The following is a 25568-nucleotide window of genomic DNA, read 5'->3' on the forward strand; positions in this document are numbered from 1 at the left end:
GGCGGCTGGGGACGGCCGACGCCGATGCCGCCGCCGACATCACCGCGGCGCTGGCGGTGTTCGCCGGGCCGGTACTTGAGCGGCCCGCCGCACCGGTACTTGAGCGGCCCGCCGCCACTGTGCCCGCCGGGGCGTGGCCCGTACGCGCCGCCGATGTCGTCGACGCCTGGCCCAGGATGAGCCAGGACCGCATCGCCGCCCAGATCGCGGCGATGACCCCGCAGCAGCGCAACACGCTGGTGGCCGACTTCCCCCATCAGGTGGGCAACACCGACGGCGTTCCGTGGGACATGCGTGCGGCGGCCAACCGGCTCAACATCGCGGCGGCGATCCTGGCCGAGACCGGTTCGGACGGCCACTCCCGGGACCGCGTCGCGTTCTACCGCAGCCTCCTCGGCGAGATCGACGATCCGGCCGGCCGGGGCCGCATCGCCCGCACCATCGTGGCCTTCGATCCGGGCCGCGCCTCCCTGGTCGAGCTCAACGGCGACCTCGCCACCGCGCGCAGCCTCGCGGTGCTGGTTCCGGGGGTGAACACCACGATCGAGGGCTCGGCGGCCAACACCGCCACCGCGCAGCGCTTCGTCGCCGCGACGGGCGGGGACGTCGCGGTGATCACCTACCTGGGCGGACCTTTCCCGCAGGTGCGCAACCCGGCCGACGTGGTTCTCGACGCCGCCGATCCGCGCTATGCGGTCGAGATGGCGCCCCGACTGGTGGCGTTCAGCGAGGACGTCGACCGCCAGGTGCCCGACGGCGTGCTGGTGACGGTGATGGGCCATTCGTACGGCGGCTCGATCGTCGGCACCGCCGAGACGCTCGGGCTGACGTCGGACCGCACACTGTTCCTGGCCGCCGCGGGCGCCGGCGTCGGGGTCGACGACCCCGGCGACTGGCGCAACCGCAATCCGGCCGTCCAGCGCTACTCGATGACCGCGCCCGGCGATTTCATCGAGCTGGCCCAGGGCATCCCGGGCGGACCCCACGGCGCCGACCCCGACGAGATGCGCGGCGTGATCCGTTTGCGCACAGGGGTTTACGACGACGGCGGACCGGTGGCGGGCTGGGGCGCCCACAGCGGCATGCTGAACCGGCCGTCGGACGCGTGGCGCACGATCCTGGCGGTCATCACCGGCGACCGGCACACCGTGGACCGCGCGGTGGGCGTCAGTCGCGGGCCGTCCAACCCAGCCGGCGGCTGACCCGGTCGGCGGCTGCGACGGTCTGCTTGGCCACCTCGTCGAACCGGTCCACCGCGAGTCGATAGGACGGACCCGAAACACTCAGCGCCGCAACCACTTGCGCGTGCACGTCGAACACGGGCGCGGCGACCGCGTTCAACCCGACCTCGAGTTCCTCGCGCACGCTCGCCCAGCCACGGTCGCGCACCACCGCCAACTGGTCCTGCAGTTCGACCATGCCGGTCACGGTGGCGTCGGTGAAGGCCGTCAGCGGCGGCCGCACCCGGGACCGCAGTTCGGCGGGATCCAGACCGGCCAGCAGTACCTTGCCGCTGGACGTCGCATACGCCGGGCAGGTCTGCCCCACCCACGTCCGCAGTGTGATCTCGGCGGGGCCGATCGTCTCCACGATGTTGACGATGCGGTCCTGGTCGAGCACCGCGAGGTTGGCGGTCTCCCCCACTTCGACGCTCAGCGCGTCGCACGCCTCCTGACCGAGCTTGACCAGATCGATCTGGCCTCCGGCGACGTGCGCCAGCCGCGGAATCGCGAAGCCCAGGCGGTATTTGCCGCGTTCGGAGACCTGTTCGACGTAGCCGCGCGCCTCCAGCACCGCGATCAGCCGCGACACCGTGGACTTGTGCACACCCAACTCGGCGGCGATCTCGGTGACCCCGGCCGCACCGAGACCGGCGACGATCTCCAGCACCCTCAGCGCGCGGTCCACCGACTGCACGGCAGCCGGTGCTCGGTCGTCCCTGGCCATTGCGCAGTGAGCCTATACGCCGGTGAGCCCGAGATTGCCGACGCGCCGCCGGACCGCGGCGATCTCCCGCAGACCGTCGCCGAGCAGGCTGCGGTTCAGCGGGGACAGCTCCGACATCGTGATGATGTCCCCGGGGGTGTGCCCGGCGGCGACCTGCTCGACCTGGTGGGTCATCCGAAGCCGCTGCAGCATCGCGAACACGTCGCACAGGGTTCGGGCGTCGCGCTCGCTCAGCGCGCCGGCCTCGGCACCGGCCTGCAACCGCGTCGGGGTGCCCGCCGAGGTGACGCCCGCGGTCAGCCCGGCCCACCGGGCCAGGTTCACCACCGGGGTAACAGCGTGGTTCTTCAGGTCGAACGTGCCGCCGCGGCGCGACAGCACGTCGCGCAGCGACCGGGTGCGCATCTTGCCCGACAGCGCGTCGAGCAGTTGCAGACGCAGCGCGTTCGGATGCTGTTCGCGGATCCGCTGGTAGGCGGCGGGCACGGCGTGCAGGCCGGGGTCCCCCCACACCACGCGGCCGTCGATCAGCAACGACGACAGGATCAGCCCGCGATCGCGCAGCGGGTCGCTCAGCCAGCCCTGCGCGGTGTGCAGCCAGTCCGACTGCGACCGCGAGAACATCGCCTTGGACGCGACAGCGCCGTTGCGGTCCGACGGCAGGCCGGACGCGTCCAACAGCCCGTGCACCTCGGCGGCCAGGGCACGCAGCCGCGGCGCCTGCCCACCGAGTTCGTCGCGCCAGGACAGCGCGCTGTCCACGTCCGAGGACGGCATCGCCTCGCGGCGGGCCACACTGCCCAGGGTCAGCCAGGCGAATCCGTCGAGGTTCCGGTTCTGCGGCTGCGCCACAACCAGTTCCAGGGCGCGACGGACCAGGCTGTCGACGACGACGGACAGGATGGCACTGGTGGCGGCGGCCTTCGTGCCGCTGCGGAACAGGTCGACGGCGGTGCCGGTGACGCGCCTGCCTGCGGCCTGCAGTTCGGCGGCAGTGCCCGCGTGGGCGATGGCGCGGCGCAGCGTGAAGCTCTGCCGGGCGGTCGCGGCCAGCAGATCGGCGTCTTCGAGCACGCCGACGACCTCGCCGCGCGGCGTCAGCACCGGCATGTGCCGCAGGCCGCATTCCAGCATCTCCATCAGCACGCTGTCGGCGGTCAGGTCGGTGGTGACCGTGCGGGCCGGCGCGCTCATCACCCGGTCGATCGCGACGTCGACCGGCACGCCCGCCGCGACGACGCGGGCGCGCAGGTCACGGTCGGTGAAGATGCCGAGCGCGCCGTCGGGCAGCCGGACCAGCGCGTAGGACACGTGGCGTTCGGTCATCTTCACGACGACGTCGCGCACCGCGTCGCCGGGTTCGACGACGAGCACCTCGCCGCGTACCAACTCGCTGACCGGCGTGCTGTCGGGGGCGGGCATCAGGGTCGACCGTTCGGCGGCGTGCTGCCAGCCCGAGGAAGCCAGAAACGCCAGGCCCGACGGTTTGGCGAACTGCGCGCGCACCAGCGCTTCCGGCAGCCGCACCAGTGTGCTGGGCGCAGTGGTTCTGGCCTCGAAATCCATTCCGGCGCCTGCCAGTAACGGCATGTATCCGAAGATCCCGCCCGGGGTGACGATGTCGATGAGCGCGCCGTCGCCGGTGGTCCGCAATGCGACGGCGCCCTCGCGCACCATCCACACCTCGGCCGGCACCCGGCTCGTGTAGTCGGCGACCACCACCCCGGCCGGGAACCGCGTCAGCGACGCCCCGTCGGCCAGCGCGTCCAGTTCGTCCTGCGTGGATCCCTGGAACGGGGTGTGGTCGGCCAGGAACGCGGCGAGGCCGGCCTTCTCAGGTGGCTCTGATGAGGTCGGCACACTTCTCCGCCATCGTCATCACGGTGATGTTCGGGTTCACCGACGGCAACTTCGGCATGGCCGAGGCGTCCACCACACGCAGCCCGGTGACCCCCTTGACCCGCAGTTGCGGATCGAGCACCGCCATCGGGTCCGACACCGCACCCATCCGCGCGGTCGCCGCCGGGTGGTAGACGGTGTTGTGACAGCGGTGGATGTAGTCGAGCAGTTCGTCGTCGGTGGTCGCGTCGGGGCCGGGGGCCAGTTCCCTAGCCACCCAGGGCGTCAGCGGCGCCTGTTCGGCGATGCGGCGGGCCAGCCGGACGCCGGCGAGCATGACGCGTTCGTCGTAGCCGTCGGGGTCGGTGAAGTAGCGCGGGTCCACCCTGGCCCGGTCGCGGAAATCGCGGGAGCGCAACCGCACCGTGCCCCGGGACCGGCCCTGGGTCACGTTCGGTGTCAGGCAGAACCCGTTGTCGGTGGTCGGGTATCCGTGGCGCAGGGTGTTCATGTCGAACGGCACACTGCCGTAGTGCATCATCAGGTCCGGCTGGCGCAAGCCCTCGTCGACGGTGGTGAACAGACCGATCTCCCACCACTGGGTCGACGTGCTCACCATGGGCCGGGCGGCCTCCCAGAACACCAGGCCCTCGACGTGGTCGTCGAGGTTCGCGCCGACTCCGGGTGAGTCCACCCGGACGTCGACGCCGATCTCGCGCAGGTGGGCGGTGGGCCCGATTCCGGAGAGCATCAACAACTTCGGGGTGTCAATCGCGCCGGCGGTGACGATCACCTCGCGCCGCGCCGACACCGTGTCATAGCCGGTGAGGTCGGGGCGCTGGTAGCGCACCCCGGTGGCGCGTGACTGCTCGTCGAACAGGACCTCCGATACCCAGCAATCGGTGCGGACCTCCAGATTCTTTCGGGTCCCCAGGATCGGGTGCAGGAACGCGTGGCTGGTCGAGAGCCGGGTGCCGTCCGCGGTCGCATTGATCTGGAACCAGCCCGCGCCGTTGCGCACCGTCTCGCCGCGGTTGAACTTCACCGTGGGTATGCCGATCTGCGCCGCCGCGTCGAGCACCGCTGCGCCGCAGGGATCCTCGGGCGGCACGTCGCGCAGCACCACGGTCTCGGTGAGCCGCCGGACCAGCGGCAGCACGTCCTCGGCGCCCCATCCGGTGGCGCCCATCGCCACCCATTCGTCGAGCGCCTCGGCGGGGGGCAGGAACGCGATGCACGAGTTGTGCGACGAGCAGCCGCCGAGCACCTTGGCTCTGGCGTGGCGCATGAACGAGTTGCCGCGCTCCTGCGGTTCGATCGGGTAGTCCCAGTCGTAGCCGGAGTCGAGCAGGTGCATCCAGTCCGACAGCACCAGGATCGCGTCGTCGCCGACATCGGACGGGCCCGCCTCCACCAGGCAGACCGTCACCGCGGGATCCTCGGAAAGCCTTGCCGCGAGCACGCATCCGGCGGTGCCGCCACCGGCGATGACGTAGTCGTATGTCGCAATGCCCGCGGCGTCGTATGTCGCACCCTCAGCCATCAGCGTCTGCCAGGGTCTCGGCGGCGTGGGACTTCAGCGTGCCGATGTGCTTGCGGCCCTTGACGAAATACCAGAGCAGGCCGGCACCGACGATGATGCCGATGTAGACGAACGCGCCCCAGGTGTTGTACCAGGGTTCGCCGTAGACGGCGGCGCGCGGCCAGGCCAGGTTCAGCGCCATGCCGATACCCCACACCACGGCCACGATGTTGACCGGCAGCCCCCAGCGTCCCATGGTGAAGTAGCCGCCCTCCTTGAGATCCGCCGGCGGCCACTGACCCTGGAGCCTCTTCTTCAGCAGCGGCCCGGTGACCATCAGGTACGCCAGGTAGATCATGATGATGGCGATCGAGGTCAGCACCGTGAAGATCTGAGGATTGGCGATGTTGACGACCAGGATGATCACCGCGATGACCCCGATGGTCACGGCGGGGACGATCGGGGTCTGGGTCTTCGGGTTCACCGTGGCCAGCTTCTCGCCGAACGGCAGCGCGTTGTCGCGGGCCATCGCGAACGTCAGCCGGATCGCGGCGGTGTGCACCGCCAGGCAGCACACCGTCACCGCGATGACGATGCACGCCAGGAAGATCTTGCCCAGCGGGCCCCACATCACCTGCTCCACGATGTACTGCAGGCCGCCGCTGCTCTCGCCGAGCTGCGGGTCCTGCAGGTTCGGCGCGGCCATCACCGCGAACACCAGGATGCCGCCGCCGATCACGAACGACGCCAGGATGGCCCGCGCGATCGCCTTGGGCGCGGTGCGCCGCGGTTCCACCGTCTCCTCGCCCAGTGAGCTCGCGGTGTCGAATCCGTACATCACGTAACCCGACGCCAGCGACGCGATCAGGAACGCGCCGAGGAAGCCCATGCTCTCCCCGGCGCCGTAGCCGTTGGTGGAGAAGAAGATCTTCGGGCTGTTCTGTGCGTTGATCGCCAGCAGGAACACAATGAGCACCGCGGCGATCAACTCGATGAACACGCCGCTGGAGTTGATCCGCGACATCAGCCGCACACCGAGCGCGTTGACCAGCGTGGTGAACATGATCAGCACCGTGCCGAGCAGCACCGCGTTGGCGGCGTAGTCGTAGGTGCCGGACCCGTCGCCGATGACCTGGAAGCCGCTCCACAACCGGGGCAGGTTCAGCTGGTAGGCCAGCGCGACCGCCGAGATCGTCACGATCGAGGCCGTCAACATCAGCCACCCCGAGGTCCAGCCGACCAGCCTGCTGGCCAGCTTCTTGCTCCAGTTGTAGACCGAGCCCGCCACCGGATATTTCGCGGCCAGTTCCATGAAGCACAGCGCGACGGCCATCTGACCGACGAACACCATCGGCCACGACCACAGATAGGCCGGTCCGGCGGTGCCGTAGCCGAAGTAGAAGAGCTGGAACGTACCGGTCAGGATCGAGATGTAGCTGACGCCTGCGGCGAAGCTGGCGAACTTCCCGATGCTGCGGTCCAGTGACTCTTTGTAGCCGAAATCCTCCATGCCGCTGTCGGCGTGGGGCTGTTTGATCACCATTTCAGAGCCTGTCCCTTCCCCGGACGGACTAACCTTTGAACCAGCCCGCAGCAGTGGGAGCGGTGTTGTGCCAGATGTGTTTGAGCTCCTGGTATTCCGCGAGCCCGGTGGGCCCCAACTCGCGACCGTTGCCCGACCTGCCGAATCCGCCCCATTCCGCCGCGGCGGTGTAGTAGCCGAAGTCGTTGAGCCACACCGTGCCGTGCCGCAGTGCCCGCACCACACGTTCGCCCCGCGCCGGGTCCGAGGTTCGGACGCCGGCGGCGAGACCGTATTCCGTGTCGTTGCCGAGAGCGATCGCCTCGTCCTCGGTGGTGAACCGCTCGACCGTCAGGATCGGGCCGAACGTCTCCTCCTGCACGATCCGCATCGACCGTTCACAACGGTCGAAGATGGTGGGCAGGAAGAAATACCCGTCGGCCAGCGCGGGTTCGTCCGGCCGACGCCCGCCGCACACCAGTTGGGCGCCTTCGGAGATACCCAGCTGCACAAAGGATTCCACTTTTGCGCGGTGCTGCTCGGAGACCAGCGGACCGGTCTCACTGGCCGGGTCCAGTCCGTCCCCCATCCGGATCTTCCCGGCCCGCGCGACGAGCGCGGCCACGAAGTCGTCGGCCACGGACTCTTCGACGATCAGCCGCGTGCCCGCCGAGCACACCTGCCCGGAGTGCAGGAACACCCCGGTCAGCACGTGGTCGACCGCTGCATCCCAGTCGCCGCCTGCCGTGACGTCGGCGAACACGATGTGCGGGTTCTTGCCGCCGAGCTCGAGCGCGACCTTGGTGACGTGCTCGGCCGCGGTCCGGGCGATGACGCGTCCGGTGGCCAGGCCCCCGGTGAACGAGATGAAGTCGACGGCCGGGTTGTCGGTCAGCGCGGCCCCGAGCGTGGCGCCGCTGCCCTGCACCAGATTCACCACACCGGGCGGCACCCCGGCCTCGACCAGCAGCCGGACGAACGCGATCGTGGTCAGCGGCGTGACCTCGCTGGGTTTGGCGACCATCGTGGCGCCCGCGGCCAGTGCCGGGGCCACCTTCCACGACATCTGCAGCAGCGGATAGTTCCACGGGGCGATGAGCACGCACACCCCGATCGGTTCGCGCACCACCCGGCTGACCACCGCAGGGTCGCCGACGTCGACGACGCGGTCGGACTCGGCGCCGATCAGCTTGGCGTAGTACCGGAAAACCGATGTCACGTCGTCGATGTCGATGCGGCTCTCGGCCAGCGTCTTGCCGGTGTCGACGGTCTCCAGCGCGGCCAGTTCCTCCTTGTCGCGCTGCAGCAGGTCGGCGACACGGTCGAGAAGCGCGGCGCGTTCGGTCACCGGGGTGCCCGGCCAGCGGCCGTCGTCGAACGCCGTCCTGGCGGCCGCGACCGCGGCGCGGGCGTCCTCGGGGGTGGCTTCGTCGACGACAGCGGCGACCTTGCCGCGCGCGGGGTTGACGATGTCGCGGGTGCCGCCGTCGGAGGCGTGCCGCCAGACGCCGCCGATGTACAGATCGGGTTCGCCGTCCATGGCCTACCGGAGCCCTCTCGTCGTGTCTACAACGCAGCCGCCAGCCGGGACACTACCCACGAATGGAACTCCGCGAGGTGGTGTTCGGCGGGAACGAGTACCCCGCCGTCACGATAGGCACGCGAGGACATCGCCGGCTGCGTCCGCTCACATGCCTCGAAGTCCTGCAGGTTGACCCGGTGGAACAGTTCCACGGAGTTCGACACGTCACGCGCCGAGCCCACCACGTCACCGGTGTAGAGCCAGTCGCACTCGACCACGGTGCGGTCGGGTGCGACCGGGTACATGCGGTGGAAGATGACGTGGTCGGGCACCAGGTTGAGGAAGACCGTGGGCTTGACGGTGATCGCGTAGTAGCGCCGGTCCTGCTCCTCGCTGATACCGGGCAGCCGGTCGAAGCCTGCCCCGCCATCGACGGTGAACCCCGCCACCCCGGAACCGAACTGCGCGCCGAGGCCGATGTTGGCCTGTGCCGCGACGCCGCGGGCGAACTCCGGGAGCACCCCGACCAGCTCGGGGTGGATGGTGCTGCAGTGATAGCACTCCATGAAGTTCTCGACGATCAGCTTCCAGTTGGCGGCCACGTCGTAGACGACGCGGTGCCCGACGTCCAGAGCGCCGATGCCGTACCGGTCGACGGCCTCGGGATCCCCGAGTGTGCGGGCGGTCTCGGCCATCACGTCCTCGAACGGTGGCGGGGTGTCGGCCAGGCACACCCAGGCGTAGCCGAGCCATTCGGTCAGCGCCACCGGCACCAGTCCGTAGCGGTACCGGTCGATCGGTGCGCCCTCGTCGTCGGTCAGGGTGCCGATGTTGGGCGCGGCGACGAGCCTGCCGTCCAGCGCGTAGGTCCACGAGTGGTACGGGCAGCGCAAGGTCCGTTTCACCTCGCCCTCACCCTCGACGCACAACTGCGCGCCGCGGTGACGGCACACATTCAGGAACGCCCGCAACACCCCGTCGCGGCCGCGCACCAGCAACACGCTCTCACGCCCGACCTGGACTTTCTTGAACCGACCGGGGTCCGCGAGGTCCGCCGACCGGGCGGCGCAGAACCACATGGCCTCGAAGATGTGCTCCTGCTCGGCGGCGAACACCTCGGCGCTGGTGTAGTAGCGGCCGCCGAGGGTGGACAGCAGCGCGGGCGCCAGTTTTGCGGTCATGCGGTCACCAATCTGCGGGGGTCGAACAGCGAGATCGGGTGCGCCGTCGCACCGGACAGGGCGAGGTCGGCCAGGATCTCCCCCACCACGGGCACGAATTTGAAGCCGTGCCCGGAGAAACCGCACGCCACCGTCACGTTCACGCTGTCGGGGTGGCGGGCGATCACGAAGTGCTGGTCAGGGGTGTTGGAGTACATGCAGGTCGCCGAATGAAGGCACGGGCCGTCCAGCCTGGGAATCAGTTCGGCTGCGCGGGTGCGCATCTCGTGGATCTCACGGTCGCCCACGGTGCGGTCGATGGTTTCCGGTGTGCACTCGACACCCTTGCGGAAGAACGCGACCTTCACCCCGCCGCGAGGTCCGTCGATGGCCGGGAAGCCGTAGCTCTGTATCCCGGAACTGTCCTCGTCGATGAAGATCGGGTGGTCTTCGAACGCGGCGGTGCCGCCGATGGGGTCGAGCCAGTAGAGCACCTGCCGTTCCACGGTGATCGGAATGCCGAACTGGGCGAGCAGTTGCGGGGCCCACGCGCCGGGACAGATCACCAGTTGACCCGCGGTGTACACACCGGCGGCGGTGCGCACCGTCACCCCGTCCGGCGTCGCGCTCCAGCCGGCGACCTCCTCGCCGAACCGCAGCGTGGCCCCCGCGCTGCCGGCCAGGTCGAGATGCGCCTGCACGGTCAGCTCCGGGCGGGCGAAACCGGCCTTGTCCTCGTAGAGCGCGATGTCGCCCGGATCGGGGGTGAAATTCGGGAACCGCGCGCGGATCTCGTGTTCGTCGAGAAGCTCGTGGGGCAGGTCCCACTGTCGGCTCGCCCGCAGGCTGCCCGCGACGGTCAGGCTGTCCGGCGGCCCGATGAAAAGCCCGCCGGTGAGGCGGTACACGTCGCGGCCGCTGTCGCGGGCCAACCGCTCCCACAGCTCATAGGCGCGCAGCAGCAGCGGGACATAGGCCGGATCCTCGAAATAGGACTGCCGGATGATGCGCGACCCGCCGTGGCTGGAGCCCCGGTCGTGCGCGGGCCCGAACTTCTCCAGTCCGAGGACGCGTTGCCCACGCGCAGCCAGATGGTAGGCCGCGGCACTGCCCATCCCGCCCAGACCGATCACGATGACATCGAAAGCCATTGCGCTACCTTCTGATCCGGGCCATCGTCGGGTCCACAACCGGTTCGGCACGGACGACGGCGGTGTGCGTGGCGCCGTGGTAGTCGACCGTGACGGCGGTGCCGACGCCGGCGTGGGCGGGCAGCCACGCGTAGGCCAGGGTGCGACCGAGGGTCGCAGAGTAGCCCGCACTGGTCACGTAGCCTGCGGGGGTGCCGTCGACGAGCACCGGTTCCTTGCCCAGCACGGCCGCGTCGGGATCGTCGAACACGATGGTGCGCAACATCTTCTGTGGTGCGGGCGCCTGCCCGAGAGCGGCTCTACCGACGAAGCCGCCGGGCTTGTCCATCCGCACCGCGAAGTCCAGTCCCGCTGCGGCGGGCAGGTGTTCGGCGGTCATGTCGGTGCCCCAGCTGCGGTAGCCCTTCTCGATGCGCAGGCTGTTGAACGCGATCCGCCCGGCCGCGATGATGCCGTGCGGGGCGCCGGCCGTGGCGAGCAGATCCCACAGCGCGGCGCCGTATTCGGCGCTGGTGTAGATCTCCCAGCCGAGTTCGCCGACGTAGGAGACACGCAGCATGGTGACCGGGATCGCGTCGAGGTGGGTGTGCAGGGCGCGGAAGTACTTGAACGCTTCGTGGGACACGTCGTCGGGGCACAGCGGCGCGATGACGTCGCGGGCAGCGGGCCCCCACACCCCGACACAGCATGTGCCGCCGGTGATGTCACGCAGCACGACGTCGGACGGCAGGTGGCGTGAGAGCCAGTCGAAGTCCATCGGGGAGTTCGCCCCGACCTGGAAGGTGTCCGGCGCCAGCCGGGCGACCGTGAGATCGCTACGGATGCCGCCGTTGTCGTCGAGCATCAGGGTGTAGGTGACCGACCCGACGCTCTTGTCGACGTTGTTGGTGGTCATCTGCTGCAGGAATGCGGCGGCACCGGGCCCGGCCACCTCGTAGCGGGTCAGCGGGGTCATGTCGTACATCGCGACGTGTTCACGAGTCCAGTGCGCCTCGGCGATCGAGATCGGCGACCAGAACTTCGCGGCCCACTCGTCACGGCGTGGCACCGGCAGGCCGTCGTCCAACAGGCGCTGCGCCAGTGCAGCGTTGGCCTCGAACCAGGCGGGCCGCTCCCACCCGCCGCCTTCGTAGAAGTACGCGCCGAGCCCGGTGTGCCGGGCGTGGAACGGGCTGGTGCGCAGGCCGCGCAGCGCGGTGCGGTACTGGTGCGGGTGGATGACGTCGTAGACCTCGACGAACGCCTGCGAACTGGTCTGCATGACGAACTTCGGACTGCGGGCCGCTTCTTCGAACCGGTACAGATCGCATTCGTGGGTGTCGACCGACGGGGCGCCGTCGATGATCCATTCGGCCGTCGCCTTGGCCACCCCAGCCGAATGGGTCACCCATACCGCTTCGGCCACCCAGAATCCGGGGAGTTCGCGGTGTTCGCCCATCAGGGAGAATCCGTCAGGGGTGAACGAGAAGATCCCGTTGAAGGCCTCTTCGACCTTCGAATCCTGCAGTGCCGGAATCAGATCGGCGGCAGCGCGCCAGGCGGGCGCGAAGTCCTCCTCGGTGAACGGCATCATCGACGGCATCTGCTCGCCTGCCGTATCGGCGAGCAGGGTGGACATGTCCACCGGCATCGGCTTGTGGCGGTAGGACCCGATCCCGAGCCGGTCGACGTGTTCGCGGAAGTAGAGGTCCTGATCCTGGTGCCGCAGGATCGGCAGCCCCGCCTCGGCGAGTTCGGTGTTGCGGCCGACGAGCTCGGCGATCTGACCGGTGCGGGCGTACTGGTGGGCCATCGGCACCAGCGGCAGCACCAGGCCGACCTCACGGGCCAGTTCTGCGCCCCAGAAGCCGGCCGCGCACACCACGATGTCGGCGTCGAGGACGCCCTCGGCGGTGCGCACTCCGGTCACGCGGCGTCCGTCGTCGACGATGCCGAGCACCTCGGTGTGGGGACGCAGGGTGGCGCCGCGGGATTCGGCGCGACGGGCCTGGGCCTCGGCTGCCCGCAGGGCCTTGGCCAGCCCGTCGGCGGGGGTGTGGAAGCCGCCGAGGATGCGATCGCGGTCGACCAGCGGGTGCAGTCGCACGCACTCGTCCGGGCTCAGCAGGTGACCCTCGATGCCCCACGAGCGGGCCCAGCCGGCTTTGCGGTGCAGGTCGGCCCAGCGTTGGGCGGTGGTGGCGACCTCCAGCCCGCCGACCGGATTGAAGGCCCAGCCGTCGGGGTGCTGCAGTGCGCTGAACTTCTCGACGGTGTACCGGGCGAATTCGGTCATGGTCTTGGACGGGTTGGTCTGGAACACCAGCCCGGGCGCGTGAGAGGTGGAACCGCCGGTGGCGAACAGCGGTCCGCGGTCGACGACGGTGACGTCGGTCCATCCCCGCGCGGTCAGTTCATCGGCCAGTGACGTGCCCACGATACCGGCCCCGATCACGACGACTCTCGGCATACGCGGACCGCTTTCGCTCGAAACTAGTTGCGTATTGTGCAACATGATGCGTTATACGCAACAGATCATCCATCCTGGTCGGACCTGGCGCAAGGTGGACACACCTTCGGGATTCCTGTGAAAGCCGCCTGTCGGGGTGGTCCGACATACTCGCGGCAACACAAGCGACACGGCGATCAGGGGCCCGGATGACGGACGACGCACGCCGGCGGGCGGACACACCTTCCGAATTTTTCGCGTCATCAAGTGATGACACGTCAACACATGATGACGCGCAGAACCCGACAGGTGCCCGTCCCAAGCCGTGGTGGCAGGACCACCCCGAACTCCAGGCCATCGTCGCCCAAACCCTCGCCGACCTCGAGAGCCTGCCCGAACGCACCACCCCACCCACCGCCGCGGAGCGCCGGATCCTCGACGAGTACTTCGGCGAACCGTCATCAAGTGATGACACGTCAACACATGATGACGCGCAGAACCCGACAGGTGCCCGTCCCAAGCCGTGGTGGCAGGACCACCCCGAACTCCAGGCGATCGTCGCCCAAACCCTCGACGAACTGGAGAGCCTGCCCGATCGGCCGCCCATCGACTATCCCGACCCCGTCCTGGAGGACGTCTTCACCGGCCGCAGCATCCGCGAATTACGTGATGCACGTGACGATCTCGCCCGGGCCAAGGACCGCTACGACGAGGCGGTACGCACAGCACGCCGACTCTGCCTGTCGTGGGGACAGATCGGAGCGGTCCTGGGCGTCTCCCGCCAGCAGCTGCACCGGCGATACCGCGATGCCGCCGACTAACCCGAGGCGTCGCCGGCTTCTGCCGCGCTCTCGTCGCCGCTGCCCGAATCCGGCTGCGGCAGTAGGGCGTCCAGCGCCGAGCCGGTGATCCGGCGGAACGCGCGTCGCGGCCGGCTCGCGTCCAGGATCGCGACCTCCAGGGTGGCGGTCCCCAGCGTGCGCGGCTCGGCACCGTTGCCGCCCGCACCGAGCGCGCTGACCGCGACCGACATCGCGTCGGCCAGGCTCGCGTTCTCGGTGTAGGACTCGTTGAGTGCTGCCAGGATCGGCTCGGTGGTACCGCCCATCACCACGAAGTGCGGTTCGTCGGCAATCGAACCGTCGTAGGTTATGCGGTACAGCTCAGGCGCTTTGGTCTCGCCGTAGTGAGCCACCTCGGCCACGCACAGCTCGACCTCGTAGGGTTTGGCCTGCTCGGTGAAGATCGTGCCGAGAGTCTGGGCGTAGACGTTGGCCAACTGACGGCCGGTGACGTCGCGCCTGGAATACGCGTAGCCCTGGGTGTCGGCGAACCGGATTCCGCCGCTGCGCAGGTTGTTGAACTCGTTGAACCGGCCGACGGCGGCGAAACCCACCCGGTCGTAGAGCTCGCTGAGCTTCTGCAGGGACCGGGACGGGTTCTCCGCGACGAACAGCACGCCGTCGGCGTAGGCCAGCGCGATCACGCTGCGGCCGCGGGCGATGCCCTTGCGCGCGAGCTCCGACCGCTCACGCATCGCCTGTTCGGGCGAGATGAAATACGGGAAGCTCACAGCTCGTCACCTCGGGTGGGCCGGGCGTCGGGCCCGAAAGTATCTGTTCGCGAACGATTCTCGATGATCTCTCGGCACATGGTGGCGATGCGCTCTTCGGGCACCTCGTGAGCACCGTCGGCCCCGATCACCACGGCGGTCGGATAGATGCCGCGCACCAGATCGGGACCACCGGTCGCGGAGTCGTCGTCGGCGGCGTCATAGAGCGACTCGACCGCCACCCGCAACGCCGACTCGGCGTCGATGACCTGCCCGTAGAGCTTCTTCATCGACGACTTCGCGAAAATGGAGCCAGAGCCGACCGACTGGTAGCCCTCCTCCTCGAAGTTCCAACCGCCCGCGGCGTCGAAGGACACGATGCGGCCCGCGCCTTCGGGATTCGGATCGTCGAGGTCGTAACCGGCGAGCAGCGGCAGCGCGACGAAACCCTGCAGGGCGGCGCCGAGATTTCCGCGCACCATGGTCGCCAACCGATTCACCTTGCCGGGGAACGTCAGTGCCACGCCTTCGAGCTTCTCGTAGTGCTCGAGCTCGACCGCGTAGAGCCGGGCGAACTCGACCGCGATCGCGGCCGTGCCGGCGATACCCGTGACGGTGTAGTCGTCGGTGATGTAGACCTTCTGCACGTCCCGGCTGGCGATCATGTTGCCTTGGGTGGCGCGCCGGTCGCCGGCCATCACCACACCGCCGGGATACTTCAGCGCCACGATCGTGGTGCCGTGCGGCACGGCGTCCGTCGGCAGCACGGCCGGGCCTCCCCCGTTGCCGGGCAACAGGTGCGGCGCCTGGTGGCGCAGAAAGTCGGAAAACGACGAGAGATTCACCCCGCCGTGGGAAAGCCCGTGCGGCAACGCGTCAAACGCTGCGGGTACTGCGGGCGGAAATGCCGACTGGTCGCGGTGGGGCCAGGTCACTGGCCGCCCTTCTGGACGTAGGCGCGCACGAAGTCTTCGGCGTTCTCCTCCAGGACGTCGTCGATCTCGTCCAGCAGGTCGTCGGTCTCGTCGGTCAGCTTCTCCCGGCGCTCCTGCCCGGCGGCCCCGTTGCCGGTGAGGTCGTCGTCATCGCCGCCTCCGCCGCCACGCTTGGTCTGCTCCTGAGCCATCGCTGCCTCCTGCGTAAGTTGCGGGCACCCGACCCCATGCCCGTCGGTCTCTCCACCCTACCGGTCGGATGTCAGTTTGCCGGGGATAGCCCGATCAGGTGGTGAGCTGCTGGACCAGTTCGGCGGCGCTGTCGACCGAATCGAGCAACGCCCCGACGTGGGACTTGCTGCCCCGCAGCGGTTCCAGGGTGGGAATGCGCACCAGCGAGTCACCGCCGAGATCGAAGATCACCGAATCCCAGCTCGCCGCCGCGATGTCGGCGCCGAAGCGTCGCAGGCACTCGCCGCGGAAGTAGGCCCGGGTGTCGGTCGGGGGGCTGTCGACGGCGTCGAGCACCTGCTGTTCGGTGACCAACCGCTTCATCGAACCGCGGGCCACCAGCCGGTTGTACAGGCCCTTGTCCAGCCGCACATCCGAATACTGCAGATCCACCAGGTGCAGCCGCGGCGCGTTCCATCCCAGGTTCTCGCGGTGCCGGAAGCCCTCCAGCAGCCGCAGCTTGGCCGGCCAGTCCAACAGGTCGGCGCACTCCATCGGGTCACGTTCGAGCAGGTCCAGCACGTGCGCCCAGGTCTCCAGCACGTGTGACGCGCGTGGATCCGGGTCGCGGCTTTCGACGAGTTTGGCGACGCGGTCCAGGTAGATGCGCTGCAGCGCCAGGGCCGTCATCTCACGCCCGTCGGCCAGCGCGACGGTGGCGCGCAGCGACGGGTCGCGCGACACCACATGTACTGCGTGCACCGGCCGGGCCAGCGTCAGGTCGGACAGGTCCAGACCGATCTGCGGGCCGTCCTCGATGAGGTCGAGCACCAGCGAGGTGGTGCCGAGCTTGAGGTACGTCGATGTCTCGGCCAGGTTGGCGTCACCGATGATGACGTGCAGCCTGCGGTACTTGTCGGCATCGGCGTGGGGCTCGTCGCGGGTGTTGATGATGCCCCGCTTGAGCGTGGTCTCCAGGCCGACCTCGACCTCGATGTAGTCGGCGCGCTGGGACAGCTGGAAACCGGGCTCGTCACCGGAGGGCCCGATGCCGACGCGGCCGGAACCGGTCACCACCTGACGCGACACCATAAACGGGGTGAGCCCCGCGATGACCGCGGAGAACGGCGTCTGACGGCTCATCAGATAGTTCTCGTGCGAGCCGTACGAGGCGCCCTTGCCGTCGACGTTGTTCTTGTACAGCTGCAGCTTGGCCGCTCCGGGCACGCTGGCCACGTGCCGGGCCGCCGCCTCCATCACCCGCTCGCCTGCCTTGTCCCAGATCACCGCGTCCATCGGGTCGGTGCACTCCGGAGCCGAGTACTCGGGATGGGCGTGGTCGACGTAGAGCCGGGCGCCGTTGGTCAGGATCATGTTGGCCGCGCCGACCTCGTCGGCATCGACGATCGGCGGCGGCCCCGACGCGCGGCTCAGGTCGAATCCGCGGGCGTCCCGCAGCGGCGATTCCACCTCGTAGTCCCAGCGCGTGCGCTTGGCCCGCTGGATGCCTGCGGCCGCCGCGTAGGCCAGCACCGCCTGCGTCGACGTCAGGATCGGATTCGCGGTCGGATCCGACGGCGAGGAGATGCCGTATTCGACCTCTGTTCCGATGATCCGTTGCATACCGACCAGGGTAGAGGTCGGCGGCGCGGGCCAGCTCACTAGCCTGCGGCGATCGCGGCGCGCGGGCAGTGGCGCCGTGGTGGAATCTATCCCCGATGCCTTCCACCACCGAACAACGCGTGGCCGCCGAGCGGTGGTTTCTGCAGCGTGGCCTGCCCGCGGTGCTGCGCCCCGGGGTGCTGGTCCAGCGGGTGTGGACCCGCTCGGCACCGGCGCTGGCCGGCCTGGCCGTGGTGGTCCTGTTCTCGATTCTCATCGTCGCGGCGACCGGCGAACACACCATCGACATCGACGGCTCCCCGACCCGCACCGAGTGGTTCGTGATCGCGGTCGTCCTGCTGGTGCTGCCGACGGTGGCGGTGACGGGCCGGCTGGTGTCACTCTCAGCGGACCCACGCCTGCGCGGCGCCGTGTCGACCGTGTCCCTGGGCATCGCCGCGGTCGGCGTTTTCTACGGCGGCCCCAGTTCCCGGGTGCTGATCGACCTGGTCACCGAGATCGTGCTCGTGGTGCTGATATTCGTTTGCACCGCAACGGGAATCGGCGCGATCCTGGGCTGGGCCGTGCGGATGACGCTGGCGAATCTGGCCTCGGTGGGTAACCTGCTGCTCGGCGCGCTGCCGGTGATGCTGCTGACCGTGCTGGTGTTCTTCAACGGTCCGGTGTGGACGATGGCCGCCGCGATCAGCCGACCGCGGCTGTGGCTCGCGCTGACGTTTCTGATCCTGATCGCCGTCGCGTTCCTGTCGTCGAGCACGTGGAGCCGCGTGCAGCCCATCCTGAGCCCGGAGGCCAAGGTGCCCGGGGACGCCGTGCAGTTGTCCGGCACCCCGTTCGAGTCGATGCCGGACCGCCCGCGGCGGGTGCCGTTGTCGAAGGCCGAACGGCTCAACGTCGCGTTCGTGCTGACCATGTCGCAGATCGTGCAGGTGCTGACGGTGGCGGTGGTGACGGGCCTGTTGTTCCTGGTCTTCGGGCTGATCCTGATCAGCCCGGAACTGCTGTCCGCACTGGCACCCGGCAGCCCCACCGACGGTCGGGTGCTGGGCATGACGCTGCCTGTGCCGCAGGCCCTGATCCACGTCACGATGTTCCTGACCGCGTTGACGTTCATGTACCTGGCCGCCCGGGCGGTGGCCGACAAGGACTACCGGGCCCAGTTCCTCGACCCACTGCTGGAGGACCTGCGCTTCACGCTCGTCGCCCGGGACCGGTACCGCACCGCGACCGCGTCCGGATAGCCGTTGCAGACTGGGGGCATGCAGCTGACCCGGTTCACCGATCTCGGGCTGCGGGCCATGATGCTGCTCAGCGCCGGTGAGTTCGACGGTCAGCGCGTGACGACCCGGCTCATCGCCGCGCGGGCGGGCGCGTCCGAGAACCACATCGCCAAGGCGGTGTCCCGGCTGGTGGAGCTCGGCCTGGTAGAGGCCCGCCGCGGCCGCGTGGGCGGGCTGTCGCTCACCGACGCGGGGCGCACGGCCTCGGTCGGCGCGCTGGTCCGCGAGCTGGAGGGCGACCGCGAGGTGGTCACCTGCGACGGTGAGGCACCGTGCCCCCTGCTGGCCGGGTGTCGGTTGCGCCGCGCGCTGGCACGGGCCAAGGAGGCGTTCTACGCCGAACTCGACCAGTACACGGTCAGCGACCTGGCGCGCACGACGTCGCTGACGGTGATCCCGCTGGCGCCGCCGGTGATCCGGCCCGCCACCGCGAGGTGACGGGCCGGTTGACGACGGCTACAGGTACTGGCCCAGGTTCGACTCGGTGTCGATGGCCCTGCTGGCCGACGAACTCTTGCCGGTGACCAGGGTGCGGATGTAGACGATCCGCTCGCCCTTCTTCCCCGAGATCCGGGCCCAGTCGTCCGGATTGGTGGTGTTGGGCAGGTCCTCGTTCTCGGCGAACTCGTCGACGATCGAGTCGAGCAGGTGCTGGATGCGCAGACCCCGCTGCCCGGTCTCCAGCACCGACTTGATCGCGTACTTCTTGGCGCGGTCGACGACGTTCTGGATCATCGCACCGGAGTTGAAGTCCTTGAAGTACATGACCTCTTTGTCGCCGTTGGCGTAGGTCACCTCCAGGAACCGGTTGTCGTCGATCTCGGCGTACATCCGCTCGACGACCTTCTGGATCATGCCCCTGATGCACGCGGCACGGTCGCCGCCGAACTCGGCGAGATCGTCGGCGTGGACCGGCAGTTGCTCGGTGAGGTACTTGCTGAAGATGTCCTGCGCGGACTCCGCGTCCGGCCGCTCGATCTTGATCTTGACGTCCAGCCGGCCGGGCCGCAGGATCGCCGGGTCGATCATGTCCTCGCGGTTGGACGCGCCGATCACGATGACGTTCTCCAAGCCCTCGACGCCGTCGATCTCACTGAGAAGCTGTGGGACGACGGTGGTCTCGACATCGGAGCTCACGCCGGTGCCGCGGGTGCGGAAGATCGAGTCCATCTCGTCGAAGAACACGATCACCGGGGTGCCCTCGGAGGCCTTCTCACGGGCGCGCTGGAAGATCAGCCGGATGTGGCGCTCGGTCTCACCGACGAACTTGTTCAGCAGCTCGGGGCCCTTGATGTTGAGGAAGTAGCTCTTCGCCTCGCGGGCGTCGTCGCCGCGCACCTCGGCCATCTTCTTGGCCAGCGAGTTGGCCACCGCCTTCGCGATCAGCGTCTTGCCGCAGCCGGGCGGACCGTAGAGCAGCACGCCTTTGGGCGGCCGCAGCGAGTACTCGCGGTAGAGCTCCTTGTGCAGGAACGGCAGCTCGACCGCATCGCGGATCTGCTCGATCTGCCGCCCGAGACCACCGATGTCGCTGTAGCTGACATCGGGCACCTCTTCGAGCACGAGGTCCTCGACCTCGGCCTTGGGGATGCGCTCGAACGCGTAACCGGCCTTGGTGTCCACCAGCAGCGAGTCGCCCGGACGCAACTTGCGCGGCCGGTCGTCCCCGAGGTCGTCGTCATACCCCTCGGGCAGATCGCCGGCGGCCACCAGCGGCTCGGCCAGCCACACGATCCGCTCCTCGTCGGCGTGCCCGACGACGAGAGCGCGGTGGCCGTCGGACAGGATCTCGCGCAGCGTGCTGATCTCGCCGACGGCCTCGAAGTGACCGGCCTCGACGACGGTCAGGGCCTCGTTGAGCCGGACCGTCTGACCCTGCTTGAGCTGTTTGGTGTCGATGTTGGGCGAGCACGTGAGCCGCATCTTGCGGCCGGAGGTGAACACGTCGACGGTGTCGTCGTCCTGCACGGACAGCAGCACGCCGTAACCGCTGGGCGGCTGACCGAGCCGGTCCACCTCTTCGCGCAGCGCCAGCAGCTGCTGGCGCGCCTCCTTGAGTGTGTCCATGAGTTTGGCGTTGCGGGCGGCGAGCGAGTCGATGCGCGCCTCCAGCTGGTGGACGTCGCGCACACTGCGTGCGCTTCCGGACGGGCCCGCAGCGTTCTCGAGCTGTTCACGAAGGACCGCCGCCTCACGGCGCAATTGTTCGAGTTCCGCTGCATCCTCGGGAGACAGACGGCTGCTGGGGGACGTCCCAAAGACTTCAGAGGCTTCAGAACGCTCGGACTCACTCATGTTGCGCTCCTTTCCCACACCGGCAATTGGTGCAGTAACAACTTCAAAGCTACCGGCGATTCAGACATTGTGTGCGGTGTAGAAATTCGACACACCAGCACCACTGTTAACCTCGCTAGATCAGTCGGCCGAACGGAAGGACAGCCGTGACCCTGAAAACCCTCGTCACCAGCATGACCGCTGGGGCAGCAGCAGCCGCAACACTCGGCGCTGCCGCCGTGGGTGTGACCTCGATTGCCGTCGGTGCGGGTGTCGCCGGCGCGTCGCCCGCGGTGCTGAACGCACCGCTGCCTTCCGCCCCTGCCCCCGATCTGCAGGGACCGCTGGTCTCCACCTTGAGCGCGCTGTCGGGCCCGGGCTCCTTCGCCGGCGCCAAGGCCACCTACGTCCAGGGCGGTCTCGGCCGCATCGAGGCCCGGGTGGCCGACAGCGGATACAGCAACGCCGCGGCCAAGGGCTACTTCCCGCTGAGCTTCACCGTCGCCGACATCGACCAGAACGGTCCGATCGTGACCGCCAACGTCACCGCGGCGGCCCCGACGGGCGCCGTGGCCACCCAGCCGCTGACGTTCATCGCCGGGCCGAGCCCGACCGGATGGCAGCTGTCCAAGCAGTCCGCACTGGCCCTGATGTCCGCGGTGGGTTGATCTCCCGCACGATTCTGGTCCGCAGCGCCGTCACATGTGTGGCGGCGCTCGGGCTGGGTGGGTGCCTGGGCGGCTGCGCGCAGGATGAGCATCCTGCGGCCACCGCACCCCCGGCGACCCCGTCGGCGGTGGAATCCACCACCGCGCCGGCGGTCCCGATCCCGGATACCCCCGGTGGTCCCCCGCTGCCGCCGCCCGCCGCGCTGACCGACGTGATGGCGCGGTTGTCCGACCCGGCGGTGCCCGGGGACCAGAAACTCACGCTGATCGAGGACGCCGCCCCCGGCGAAGCCGTCGCGCTCGACCGCTTCGCGACGGCGTTGCGCGACAACGGATCCCTGCCGCTGACCTTCGAGGCCCGCGACCTCGCGTGGTCGCAGTCCGCCCCCGGGCACGTGGTGGCCACCGTCGTGATCACGCCGGCCAACCCGCCCGACGGGCAGTTCACCTTCCCGATGGAGTTCGCCCCGGCCGACGGCACCTGGCAGCTGACCAGGCAGACCGCCGATCTGCTGCTGGCCCTCGACGCGCCGCGCTGACCGATGTGGATCGGCTGGCTGGAGTTCGACGTCCTGCTCGGTGACGTGCACTCGCTCAAAGAGAAGCGCTCGCTCGTGCGTCCCATCGTCGCCGAGCTGCGCCGCCGGTTCAGCGTGTCCGCCGCGGAAGTGGGCGACACCGACCTGTACCGCCGTGCCGGTATCGGGGCGGCCTGCGTCGCCGGGGACCGTGCCCATGTCGTGGAGGTCCTCGACGCCGCCGAACGACTGGTCGCGGCGCGACCGGAGATCGAACTGCTGTCGGTGCGCCGCGGACTGTCGCGCAGCGACGACTGAGGTCCGCCGTCAGGCTGCCGCAGTGACCTCGCCTCGGCTCCGGTTCGCCAGCACCACAGCGGTTCCGAGGACAGTAGCCCCGCCGAGATCAGCAGCGCGGCGTGGCCGTCGCCCCGTTTCCGGGCCAGCAGCATCAGCGCCAGCGCGCCGAGCAGCATGGACATCACGATGTACTGCGCGTCGTGGAACTTGGCGTGCGGAGACCAGGCGGGATTGAGGATGTGCTGCGCCGCCATGGGGCTGAGGGCGTCGGCGATCAGCGCGCCGCCGAAGGTGAAGATCGCGACGAGCGCCACCAGGATCCGGGCGACGGTCCAGTGCCGGGTGCTGGTGACCGGGAGGTTGAGTGTGGACATGGCCCGCCTGTAGTTGGGAGGAAACTTCGGGACATCGTGCACCAAAATTATGGTACATACTGTCCCGAAAAGAGGGTTACGGCAAGGTGGGGTTCATGACGCGAGTTGACCCGCGGGTGGCGCGCAACAACGCCGCGGCACTGACCGCCGCCCGCGAGCTGCTGCTCGAACGCGGCTGGGAGGCCGTCACGCACGTCGAGGTGGCGGCCCGAAGCGGCGTCGGACGCACCACGTTGTATCGGCACTGGCCCGATGCCGCGGCGATGCTGCGCGATCTGGTGGCCGAGGCTCTCGACATCAAGACCACCCCGCCGACCGGCCGCCTCCGCGACGACCTCATCGCGGCGGTCGAGGTCTTCCGCTCACAACTGCACGACCCGGTGATGGAACGCGTCATGCGTCTGAACATCGAAAGGGCCGGGGTCGATCCCGCGTTCCGGCGAATCAAGGACGCGCTGTTCGAGAAGGGCCGCGCGGCGTATCAGGACGTCTTCGACGCCGCCCGCGCGTCCGGCGATCTCGCCGTCGACGTGGACGTGTTGCGGGCGACCGAACGACTTCTCGGCCCGCTGTTGTTCCGCCGGCTACTGGCCGACCAGGATTTCGACCACGCGTATGTGGTCGAGGTGGTCGACGACTACCTGGCGCTGCTCGCCGGCGGCCGGTGAGCTACGCCGGGGTGACGCGCTTCTTGCGCAGCGGAGTCGGTGCCACGGTTCCCGGCGCCAGCTTGCGGGCACTGATCAGGAACGCCGTGTGTCCGCGCATCGAATGCTCCGGGCGCACCGCCAGACCCACCACGTGCCAGCCGCGCTGCATGCTCTCCCATGCCCTGGGCTCGGTCCAGCACTGCTGTTCGCGCAACGCCTCGACGGTCTTGGACAGCTGGGTGACCGTCGCGACGTAGATCATCAGCACTCCGCCGGGCACGAGTGCGTCACCGACCGCACGGAGCACCTCCCACGGCGCGAGCATGTCCAGCACCACCCGATCGACCTCGGGGCCGTCGTAGTCGGCGACGTCGGCGGTCACCAGGTCCCAGTTGGCCGGCTGCTCACCGAAGAACGTGACGACGTTGCGCAGCGCGTGTTCGGCGTGGTCCTCGCGCAGTTCGTAGGACGTCACCCGGCCCTCGGGACCGACCGCGCGCAGCAGCGAGCACGTCAGCGCGCCGGATCCCGCGCCGGCCTCCAGCACCCGGGCTCCGGGGAAGATGTCGCCCTCGTGCACGATCTGCGCGGCGTCCTTCGGGTAGACGACCTGGGCACCGCGCGGCATCGACATCACGTAGTCGACGAGCAGGGGGCGCAACACCAGGAACTGGTCGCCGTTGGTGGACTTGACCACGCTGCCCTCGGGCAGACCGATCACCTGGTCCAGGGAGATGATGCCGCGGTGGGTGTGGAACTCGCCGCCCGGTTTGAGCAGCATCGTGTAGCGCCTGCCTTTGGCGTCGGTGAGTTGGACACGATCACCTACGTCGAATGGGCCGGTTCTGCGCACGCCGTTCAGCCTGCCAGTAGACGCGGCGTGCGCGACGTCCGGGTTGCCCCGTTTTGTCCGACCCCCGTCCTAGGCTCGAAGTCATGACCGAGCCGACGAATGAGGTGCGCCGCCCCGCGCTCTCGCCGTCGCGTGCCAGCGACTTCAAGCAGTGCCCACTGCTGTACCGTTTCCGGGCGATCGACCGGCTGCCCGAGCCGTCGTCGGCCGCGCAGGTGCGTGGCTCGGTGGTGCACGCGGCGCTGGAGGACCTCTACCAGCTGCCCGCGGCCGACCGGGTGCCGGAGACGGCGGCGGCGCTGGTGGCTCCGGCCTGGGAACGCATGCTGGCCGAGCGGCCGTCGCTGGCCGCCGACATCGAGCCCGGCCTGCACGCCGAGCTGCTGGAGCAGGCGCGCGTGTTGTTGTCGGGCTACTACCGCCTCGAGGATCCCACCCGTTTCGACCCGCAGAGCTGCGAACAGCGGGTCGAGGTGGAGCTCGCAGACGGCACGCTGCTGCGCGGCTTCGTCGACCGCATCGACGTCGCGGCCACCGGTGAGGTGCGGGTCGTCGACTACAAGACCGGCAAAGCGCCGCCGGAAGCCTGGGCGCTGGCCGAGTTCAAGGCCATGTTCCAGATGAAGTTCTACGCGGTGGCACTGCTGCGCTCGCGCGGCGTGATGCCCACCCGGCTGCGTCTGCTCTACCTGGCCGACCGCCAGGTGCTGGACTACAGCCCGACCCTCGACGAGCTGGAACGCTTCGAGAAGACTCTGATGGCGATCTGGCGGGCCATTCAGAGTGCCGGTGCGACAGGCGATTTCCGCCCGAATCCGTCGAAACTGTGCGACTGGTGCGCGCACCGCGCCCACTGCCCGGCCTTCGGCGGCACTCCCCCGCCGTATCCGGGGTGGCCGGAGGTGCTCGAGGACGGCGACCCCGACGCGGTGCTGCGCGCGGAGCCGGCGGCATGATCGACTGTCTGTACCGTCGGCTGCCCGGCTCCGCCTCCGAAGATGGCGAGTACGCCGTGTACGAGTCCACCGAGGGCACGTGCAGCAACTGGGATCCGCGGATCCAGCACGGCTCGCCGCCGCTGGCCCTGCTGACCAAGGCCGTCGAAGAACTCGCCGACGGCACCGGGCTGCGGGTCGGCCGGCTCAGCCTCGACATCCTGGGCCCCATCCCCGTCACGACCGTGCGCGTGCGGGCCTGGGTGGAGCGCCCAGGCGCGCGGATCTCGCTGATGGCTGCCGAGATGCTGATCGACCGACCCGACGGCACCCGGCGGGCGGTC

25 protein-coding genes are annotated in these 25568 nt (G+C 69.2%); 11 read left to right on the forward strand and 14 right to left on the reverse strand.

Going from position 1 to position 25568, the window contains the following annotated elements:
* On the forward strand, nt 1–1202 hold a 1202-nt coding region (locus tag MVA01S_RS17365; RefSeq protein WP_060941653.1), incomplete at its 5' end, for an alpha/beta hydrolase.
* On the opposite strand, the gene MVA01S_RS17370 is transcribed toward MVA01S_RS17365, so the two are convergent.
* Genes MVA01S_RS17370 through MVA01S_RS17405 form a run of 8 tightly spaced genes read right to left on the reverse strand, consistent with a single transcriptional unit; the run spans nt 1168 to nt 13112 of the window.
* A complete protein-coding gene (locus tag MVA01S_RS17370; protein WP_040543056.1) occupies nt 1168–1947 on the reverse strand; it encodes an IclR family transcriptional regulator in 780 nt (259 codons plus the stop codon). The two genes, MVA01S_RS17365 and MVA01S_RS17370, sit on opposite strands and share 35 nt — an antisense overlap.
* Before the next feature lie 12 nt (nt 1948–1959).
* The gene (locus MVA01S_RS17375; RefSeq protein ID WP_003933523.1) at nt 1960–3807 is read right to left on the reverse strand and encodes a putative nucleotidyltransferase substrate binding domain-containing protein; all 1848 of its coding nucleotides are present in this window, start codon (nt 3805–3807) and stop codon (nt 1960–1962) included.
* On the reverse strand, nt 3782–5329 hold the full coding sequence (locus tag MVA01S_RS17380) for a GMC family oxidoreductase (RefSeq protein WP_003933524.1): 1548 nt from the start codon (nt 5327–5329) through the stop codon (nt 3782–3784). The genes MVA01S_RS17375 and MVA01S_RS17380 overlap by 26 nt, the downstream gene beginning before the upstream one ends.
* Nucleotides 5322–6851, reverse strand: a complete 1530-nt coding sequence (locus tag MVA01S_RS17385) for an APC family permease (protein ID WP_003933525.1) — start codon at nt 6849–6851, stop codon at nt 5322–5324. The genes MVA01S_RS17380 and MVA01S_RS17385 overlap by 8 nt, the downstream gene beginning before the upstream one ends.
* Before the next feature lie 28 nt (nt 6852–6879).
* Nucleotides 6880–8370 carry an aldehyde dehydrogenase family protein gene (locus MVA01S_RS17390; protein WP_003933526.1) on the reverse strand — a complete coding sequence of 497 codons (1491 nt, stop codon included), beginning with the start codon at nt 8368–8370 and terminating at the stop codon, nt 6880–6882.
* Nucleotides 8371–8396: 26 nt separating this feature from the next.
* The gene (locus MVA01S_RS17395; protein WP_003933527.1) at nt 8397–9533 is read right to left on the reverse strand and encodes an aromatic ring-hydroxylating oxygenase subunit alpha; all 1137 of its coding nucleotides are present in this window, start codon (nt 9531–9533) and stop codon (nt 8397–8399) included.
* Nucleotides 9530–10663, reverse strand: coding sequence for an N-methyl-L-tryptophan oxidase (gene solA, locus MVA01S_RS17400; protein ID WP_003933528.1), 1134 nt, complete (start codon nt 10661–10663; stop codon nt 9530–9532). The genes MVA01S_RS17395 and solA overlap by 4 nt, the downstream gene beginning before the upstream one ends.
* Before the next feature lie 4 nt (nt 10664–10667).
* A complete protein-coding gene (locus tag MVA01S_RS17405) occupies nt 10668–13112 on the reverse strand; it encodes a GcvT family protein (protein ID WP_060941654.1) in 2445 nt (814 codons plus the stop codon).
* Between the two features lie 188 nt (nt 13113–13300).
* Here MVA01S_RS17405 and MVA01S_RS32070 point away from each other — a divergent pair, with 188 nt between their 5' ends.
* The gene (locus MVA01S_RS32070) at nt 13301–13912 is read left to right on the forward strand and encodes a hypothetical protein (protein ID WP_003933546.1); all 612 of its coding nucleotides are present in this window, start codon (nt 13301–13303) and stop codon (nt 13910–13912) included.
* On the opposite strand, the gene prcA is transcribed toward MVA01S_RS32070, so the two are convergent.
* The 4 genes from prcA to dop form a co-directional block, all read right to left on the reverse strand.
* A complete protein-coding gene (gene prcA / locus MVA01S_RS17415) occupies nt 13909–14664 on the reverse strand; it encodes a proteasome subunit alpha (RefSeq protein WP_003933547.1) in 756 nt (251 codons plus the stop codon). The two genes, MVA01S_RS32070 and prcA, sit on opposite strands and share 4 nt — an antisense overlap.
* On the reverse strand, nt 14661–15578 hold the full coding sequence (gene prcB, locus MVA01S_RS17420) for a proteasome subunit beta (protein WP_040543058.1): 918 nt from the start codon (nt 15576–15578) through the stop codon (nt 14661–14663). Before prcB ends, prcA begins: the two co-directional genes overlap by 4 nt.
* Nucleotides 15575–15769 (reverse strand): ubiquitin-like protein Pup, encoded by a 195-nt coding sequence (locus MVA01S_RS17425; protein WP_003933549.1) that lies wholly within the window; start codon nt 15767–15769, stop codon nt 15575–15577. Before MVA01S_RS17425 ends, prcB begins: the two co-directional genes overlap by 4 nt.
* A gap of 94 nt (nt 15770–15863) precedes the next feature.
* Nucleotides 15864–17372 carry a depupylase/deamidase Dop gene (dop, locus tag MVA01S_RS17430; RefSeq protein ID WP_003933550.1) on the reverse strand — a complete coding sequence of 503 codons (1509 nt, stop codon included), beginning with the start codon at nt 17370–17372 and terminating at the stop codon, nt 15864–15866.
* A gap of 95 nt (nt 17373–17467) precedes the next feature.
* On the opposite strand from dop, the gene MVA01S_RS17435 reads away from it, so the two are divergent.
* Nucleotides 17468–18613, forward strand: coding sequence for a hypothetical protein (locus MVA01S_RS17435; protein ID WP_003933551.1), 1146 nt, complete (start codon nt 17468–17470; stop codon nt 18611–18613).
* An 18-nt stretch (nt 18614–18631) separates the two neighbouring features.
* The gene (locus MVA01S_RS17440) at nt 18632–19090 is read left to right on the forward strand and encodes an RrF2 family transcriptional regulator (RefSeq protein WP_003933552.1); all 459 of its coding nucleotides are present in this window, start codon (nt 18632–18634) and stop codon (nt 19088–19090) included.
* Nucleotides 19091–19108: 18 nt separating this feature from the next.
* Here the strand turns inward: MVA01S_RS17440 and arc are convergent, their stop codons facing one another.
* Entirely contained in the window at nt 19109–20947 is a 1839-nt protein-coding gene (gene arc, locus MVA01S_RS17445) for a proteasome ATPase (protein ID WP_060941655.1), read from the reverse strand.
* A 146-nt stretch (nt 20948–21093) separates the two neighbouring features.
* On the opposite strand from arc, the gene MVA01S_RS17450 reads away from it, so the two are divergent.
* The 5 genes from MVA01S_RS17450 to MVA01S_RS17470 all read left to right on the forward strand — a co-directional run bounded on the left by MVA01S_RS17450 (nt 21094) and on the right by MVA01S_RS17470 (nt 23454).
* Nucleotides 21094–21594, forward strand: a complete 501-nt coding sequence (locus MVA01S_RS17450) for an MTB12 family secreted protein (RefSeq protein WP_003933555.1) — start codon at nt 21094–21096, stop codon at nt 21592–21594.
* Nucleotides 21594–22133, forward strand: a complete 540-nt coding sequence (gene lppK / locus MVA01S_RS17455; RefSeq protein ID WP_494337730.1) for a lipoprotein LppK — start codon at nt 21594–21596, stop codon at nt 22131–22133. The genes MVA01S_RS17450 and lppK overlap by 1 nt, the downstream gene beginning before the upstream one ends.
* A 3-nt stretch (nt 22134–22136) precedes the next feature.
* Nucleotides 22137–22430, forward strand: coding sequence for a DUF503 domain-containing protein (locus tag MVA01S_RS17460; RefSeq protein WP_003933557.1), 294 nt, complete (start codon nt 22137–22139; stop codon nt 22428–22430).
* A 156-nt stretch (nt 22431–22586) separates the two neighbouring features.
* Complete coding sequence (locus tag MVA01S_RS31335) at nt 22587–22799, forward strand: hypothetical protein (RefSeq protein ID WP_003933558.1); 213 nt, start codon at nt 22587–22589, stop codon at nt 22797–22799.
* 82 nt (nt 22800–22881) lie between these two features.
* On the forward strand, nt 22882–23454 hold the full coding sequence (locus MVA01S_RS17470; protein ID WP_040543083.1) for a TetR/AcrR family transcriptional regulator: 573 nt from the start codon (nt 22882–22884) through the stop codon (nt 23452–23454).
* A 1-nt stretch (nt 23455) separates the two neighbouring features.
* Here the strand turns inward: MVA01S_RS17470 and MVA01S_RS17475 are convergent, their stop codons facing one another.
* Nucleotides 23456–24289 (reverse strand): tRNA (adenine-N1)-methyltransferase, encoded by an 834-nt coding sequence (locus MVA01S_RS17475; protein ID WP_003933560.1) that lies wholly within the window; start codon nt 24287–24289, stop codon nt 23456–23458.
* An 83-nt stretch (nt 24290–24372) separates the two neighbouring features.
* Between MVA01S_RS17475 and MVA01S_RS17480 the strand changes: the two genes are divergently transcribed.
* Both MVA01S_RS17480 and MVA01S_RS17485 read left to right on the forward strand, forming a co-directional pair.
* The gene (locus MVA01S_RS17480; RefSeq protein ID WP_003933561.1) at nt 24373–25245 is read left to right on the forward strand and encodes a RecB family exonuclease; all 873 of its coding nucleotides are present in this window, start codon (nt 24373–24375) and stop codon (nt 25243–25245) included.
* Nucleotides 25242–25568: acyl-CoA thioesterase domain-containing protein (locus tag MVA01S_RS17485; RefSeq protein WP_174538952.1), on the forward strand; the 327-nt coding region annotated here is incomplete at its 3' end. The genes MVA01S_RS17480 and MVA01S_RS17485, both read left to right, overlap by 4 nt.

The organism is Mycolicibacterium vaccae NBRC 14118 = CIP 105934, from assembly GCF_001552715.1.
Taxonomy (GTDB): domain Bacteria; phylum Actinomycetota; class Actinomycetes; order Mycobacteriales; family Mycobacteriaceae; genus Mycobacterium; species Mycobacterium vaccae.

Bases quoted from the DNA above. Each gene is read 5' to 3' on its own strand.
- MVA01S_RS17370 (WP_040543056.1), bottom strand. From the start codon at position 1,947: ATGGCCAGGGACGACCGAGCACCGGCTGCCGTGCAGTCGGTGGACCGC.
- MVA01S_RS17380 (WP_003933524.1), bottom strand. From the start codon at position 5,329: ATGGCTGAGGGTGCGACATACGACGCCGCGGGCATTGCGACATACGAC.
- MVA01S_RS17385 (WP_003933525.1), bottom strand. From the start codon at position 6,851: ATGGTGATCAAACAGCCCCACGCCGACAGCGGCATGGAGGATTTCGGC.
- MVA01S_RS17390 (WP_003933526.1), bottom strand. From the start codon at position 8,370: ATGGACGGCGAACCCGATCTGTACATCGGCGGCGTCTGGCGGCACGCC.
- MVA01S_RS17395 (WP_003933527.1), bottom strand. From the start codon at position 9,533: ATGACCGCAAAACTGGCGCCCGCGCTGCTGTCCACCCTCGGCGGCCGC.
- solA (WP_003933528.1), bottom strand. From the start codon at position 10,663: ATGGCTTTCGATGTCATCGTGATCGGTCTGGGCGGGATGGGCAGTGCC.
- MVA01S_RS17405 (WP_060941654.1), bottom strand. From the start codon at position 13,112: ATGCCGAGAGTCGTCGTGATCGGGGCCGGTATCGTGGGCACGTCACTG.
- MVA01S_RS32070 (WP_003933546.1), top strand. From the start codon at position 13,301: ATGACGGACGACGCACGCCGGCGGGCGGACACACCTTCCGAATTTTTC.
- MVA01S_RS17425 (WP_003933549.1), bottom strand. From the start codon at position 15,769: ATGGCTCAGGAGCAGACCAAGCGTGGCGGCGGAGGCGGCGATGACGAC.
- dop (WP_003933550.1), bottom strand. From the start codon at position 17,372: ATGCAACGGATCATCGGAACAGAGGTCGAATACGGCATCTCCTCGCCG.
- MVA01S_RS17435 (WP_003933551.1), top strand. From the start codon at position 17,468: ATGCCTTCCACCACCGAACAACGCGTGGCCGCCGAGCGGTGGTTTCTG.
- MVA01S_RS17440 (WP_003933552.1), top strand. From the start codon at position 18,632: ATGCAGCTGACCCGGTTCACCGATCTCGGGCTGCGGGCCATGATGCTG.
- arc (WP_060941655.1), bottom strand. From the start codon at position 20,947: ATGAGTGAGTCCGAGCGTTCTGAAGCCTCTGAAGTCTTTGGGACGTCC.
- MVA01S_RS17460 (WP_003933557.1), top strand. From the start codon at position 22,137: ATGTGGATCGGCTGGCTGGAGTTCGACGTCCTGCTCGGTGACGTGCAC.
- MVA01S_RS31335 (WP_003933558.1), top strand. From the start codon at position 22,587: ATGGACATCACGATGTACTGCGCGTCGTGGAACTTGGCGTGCGGAGAC.
- MVA01S_RS17470 (WP_040543083.1), top strand. From the start codon at position 22,882: ATGACGCGAGTTGACCCGCGGGTGGCGCGCAACAACGCCGCGGCACTG.
- MVA01S_RS17480 (WP_003933561.1), top strand. From the start codon at position 24,373: ATGACCGAGCCGACGAATGAGGTGCGCCGCCCCGCGCTCTCGCCGTCG.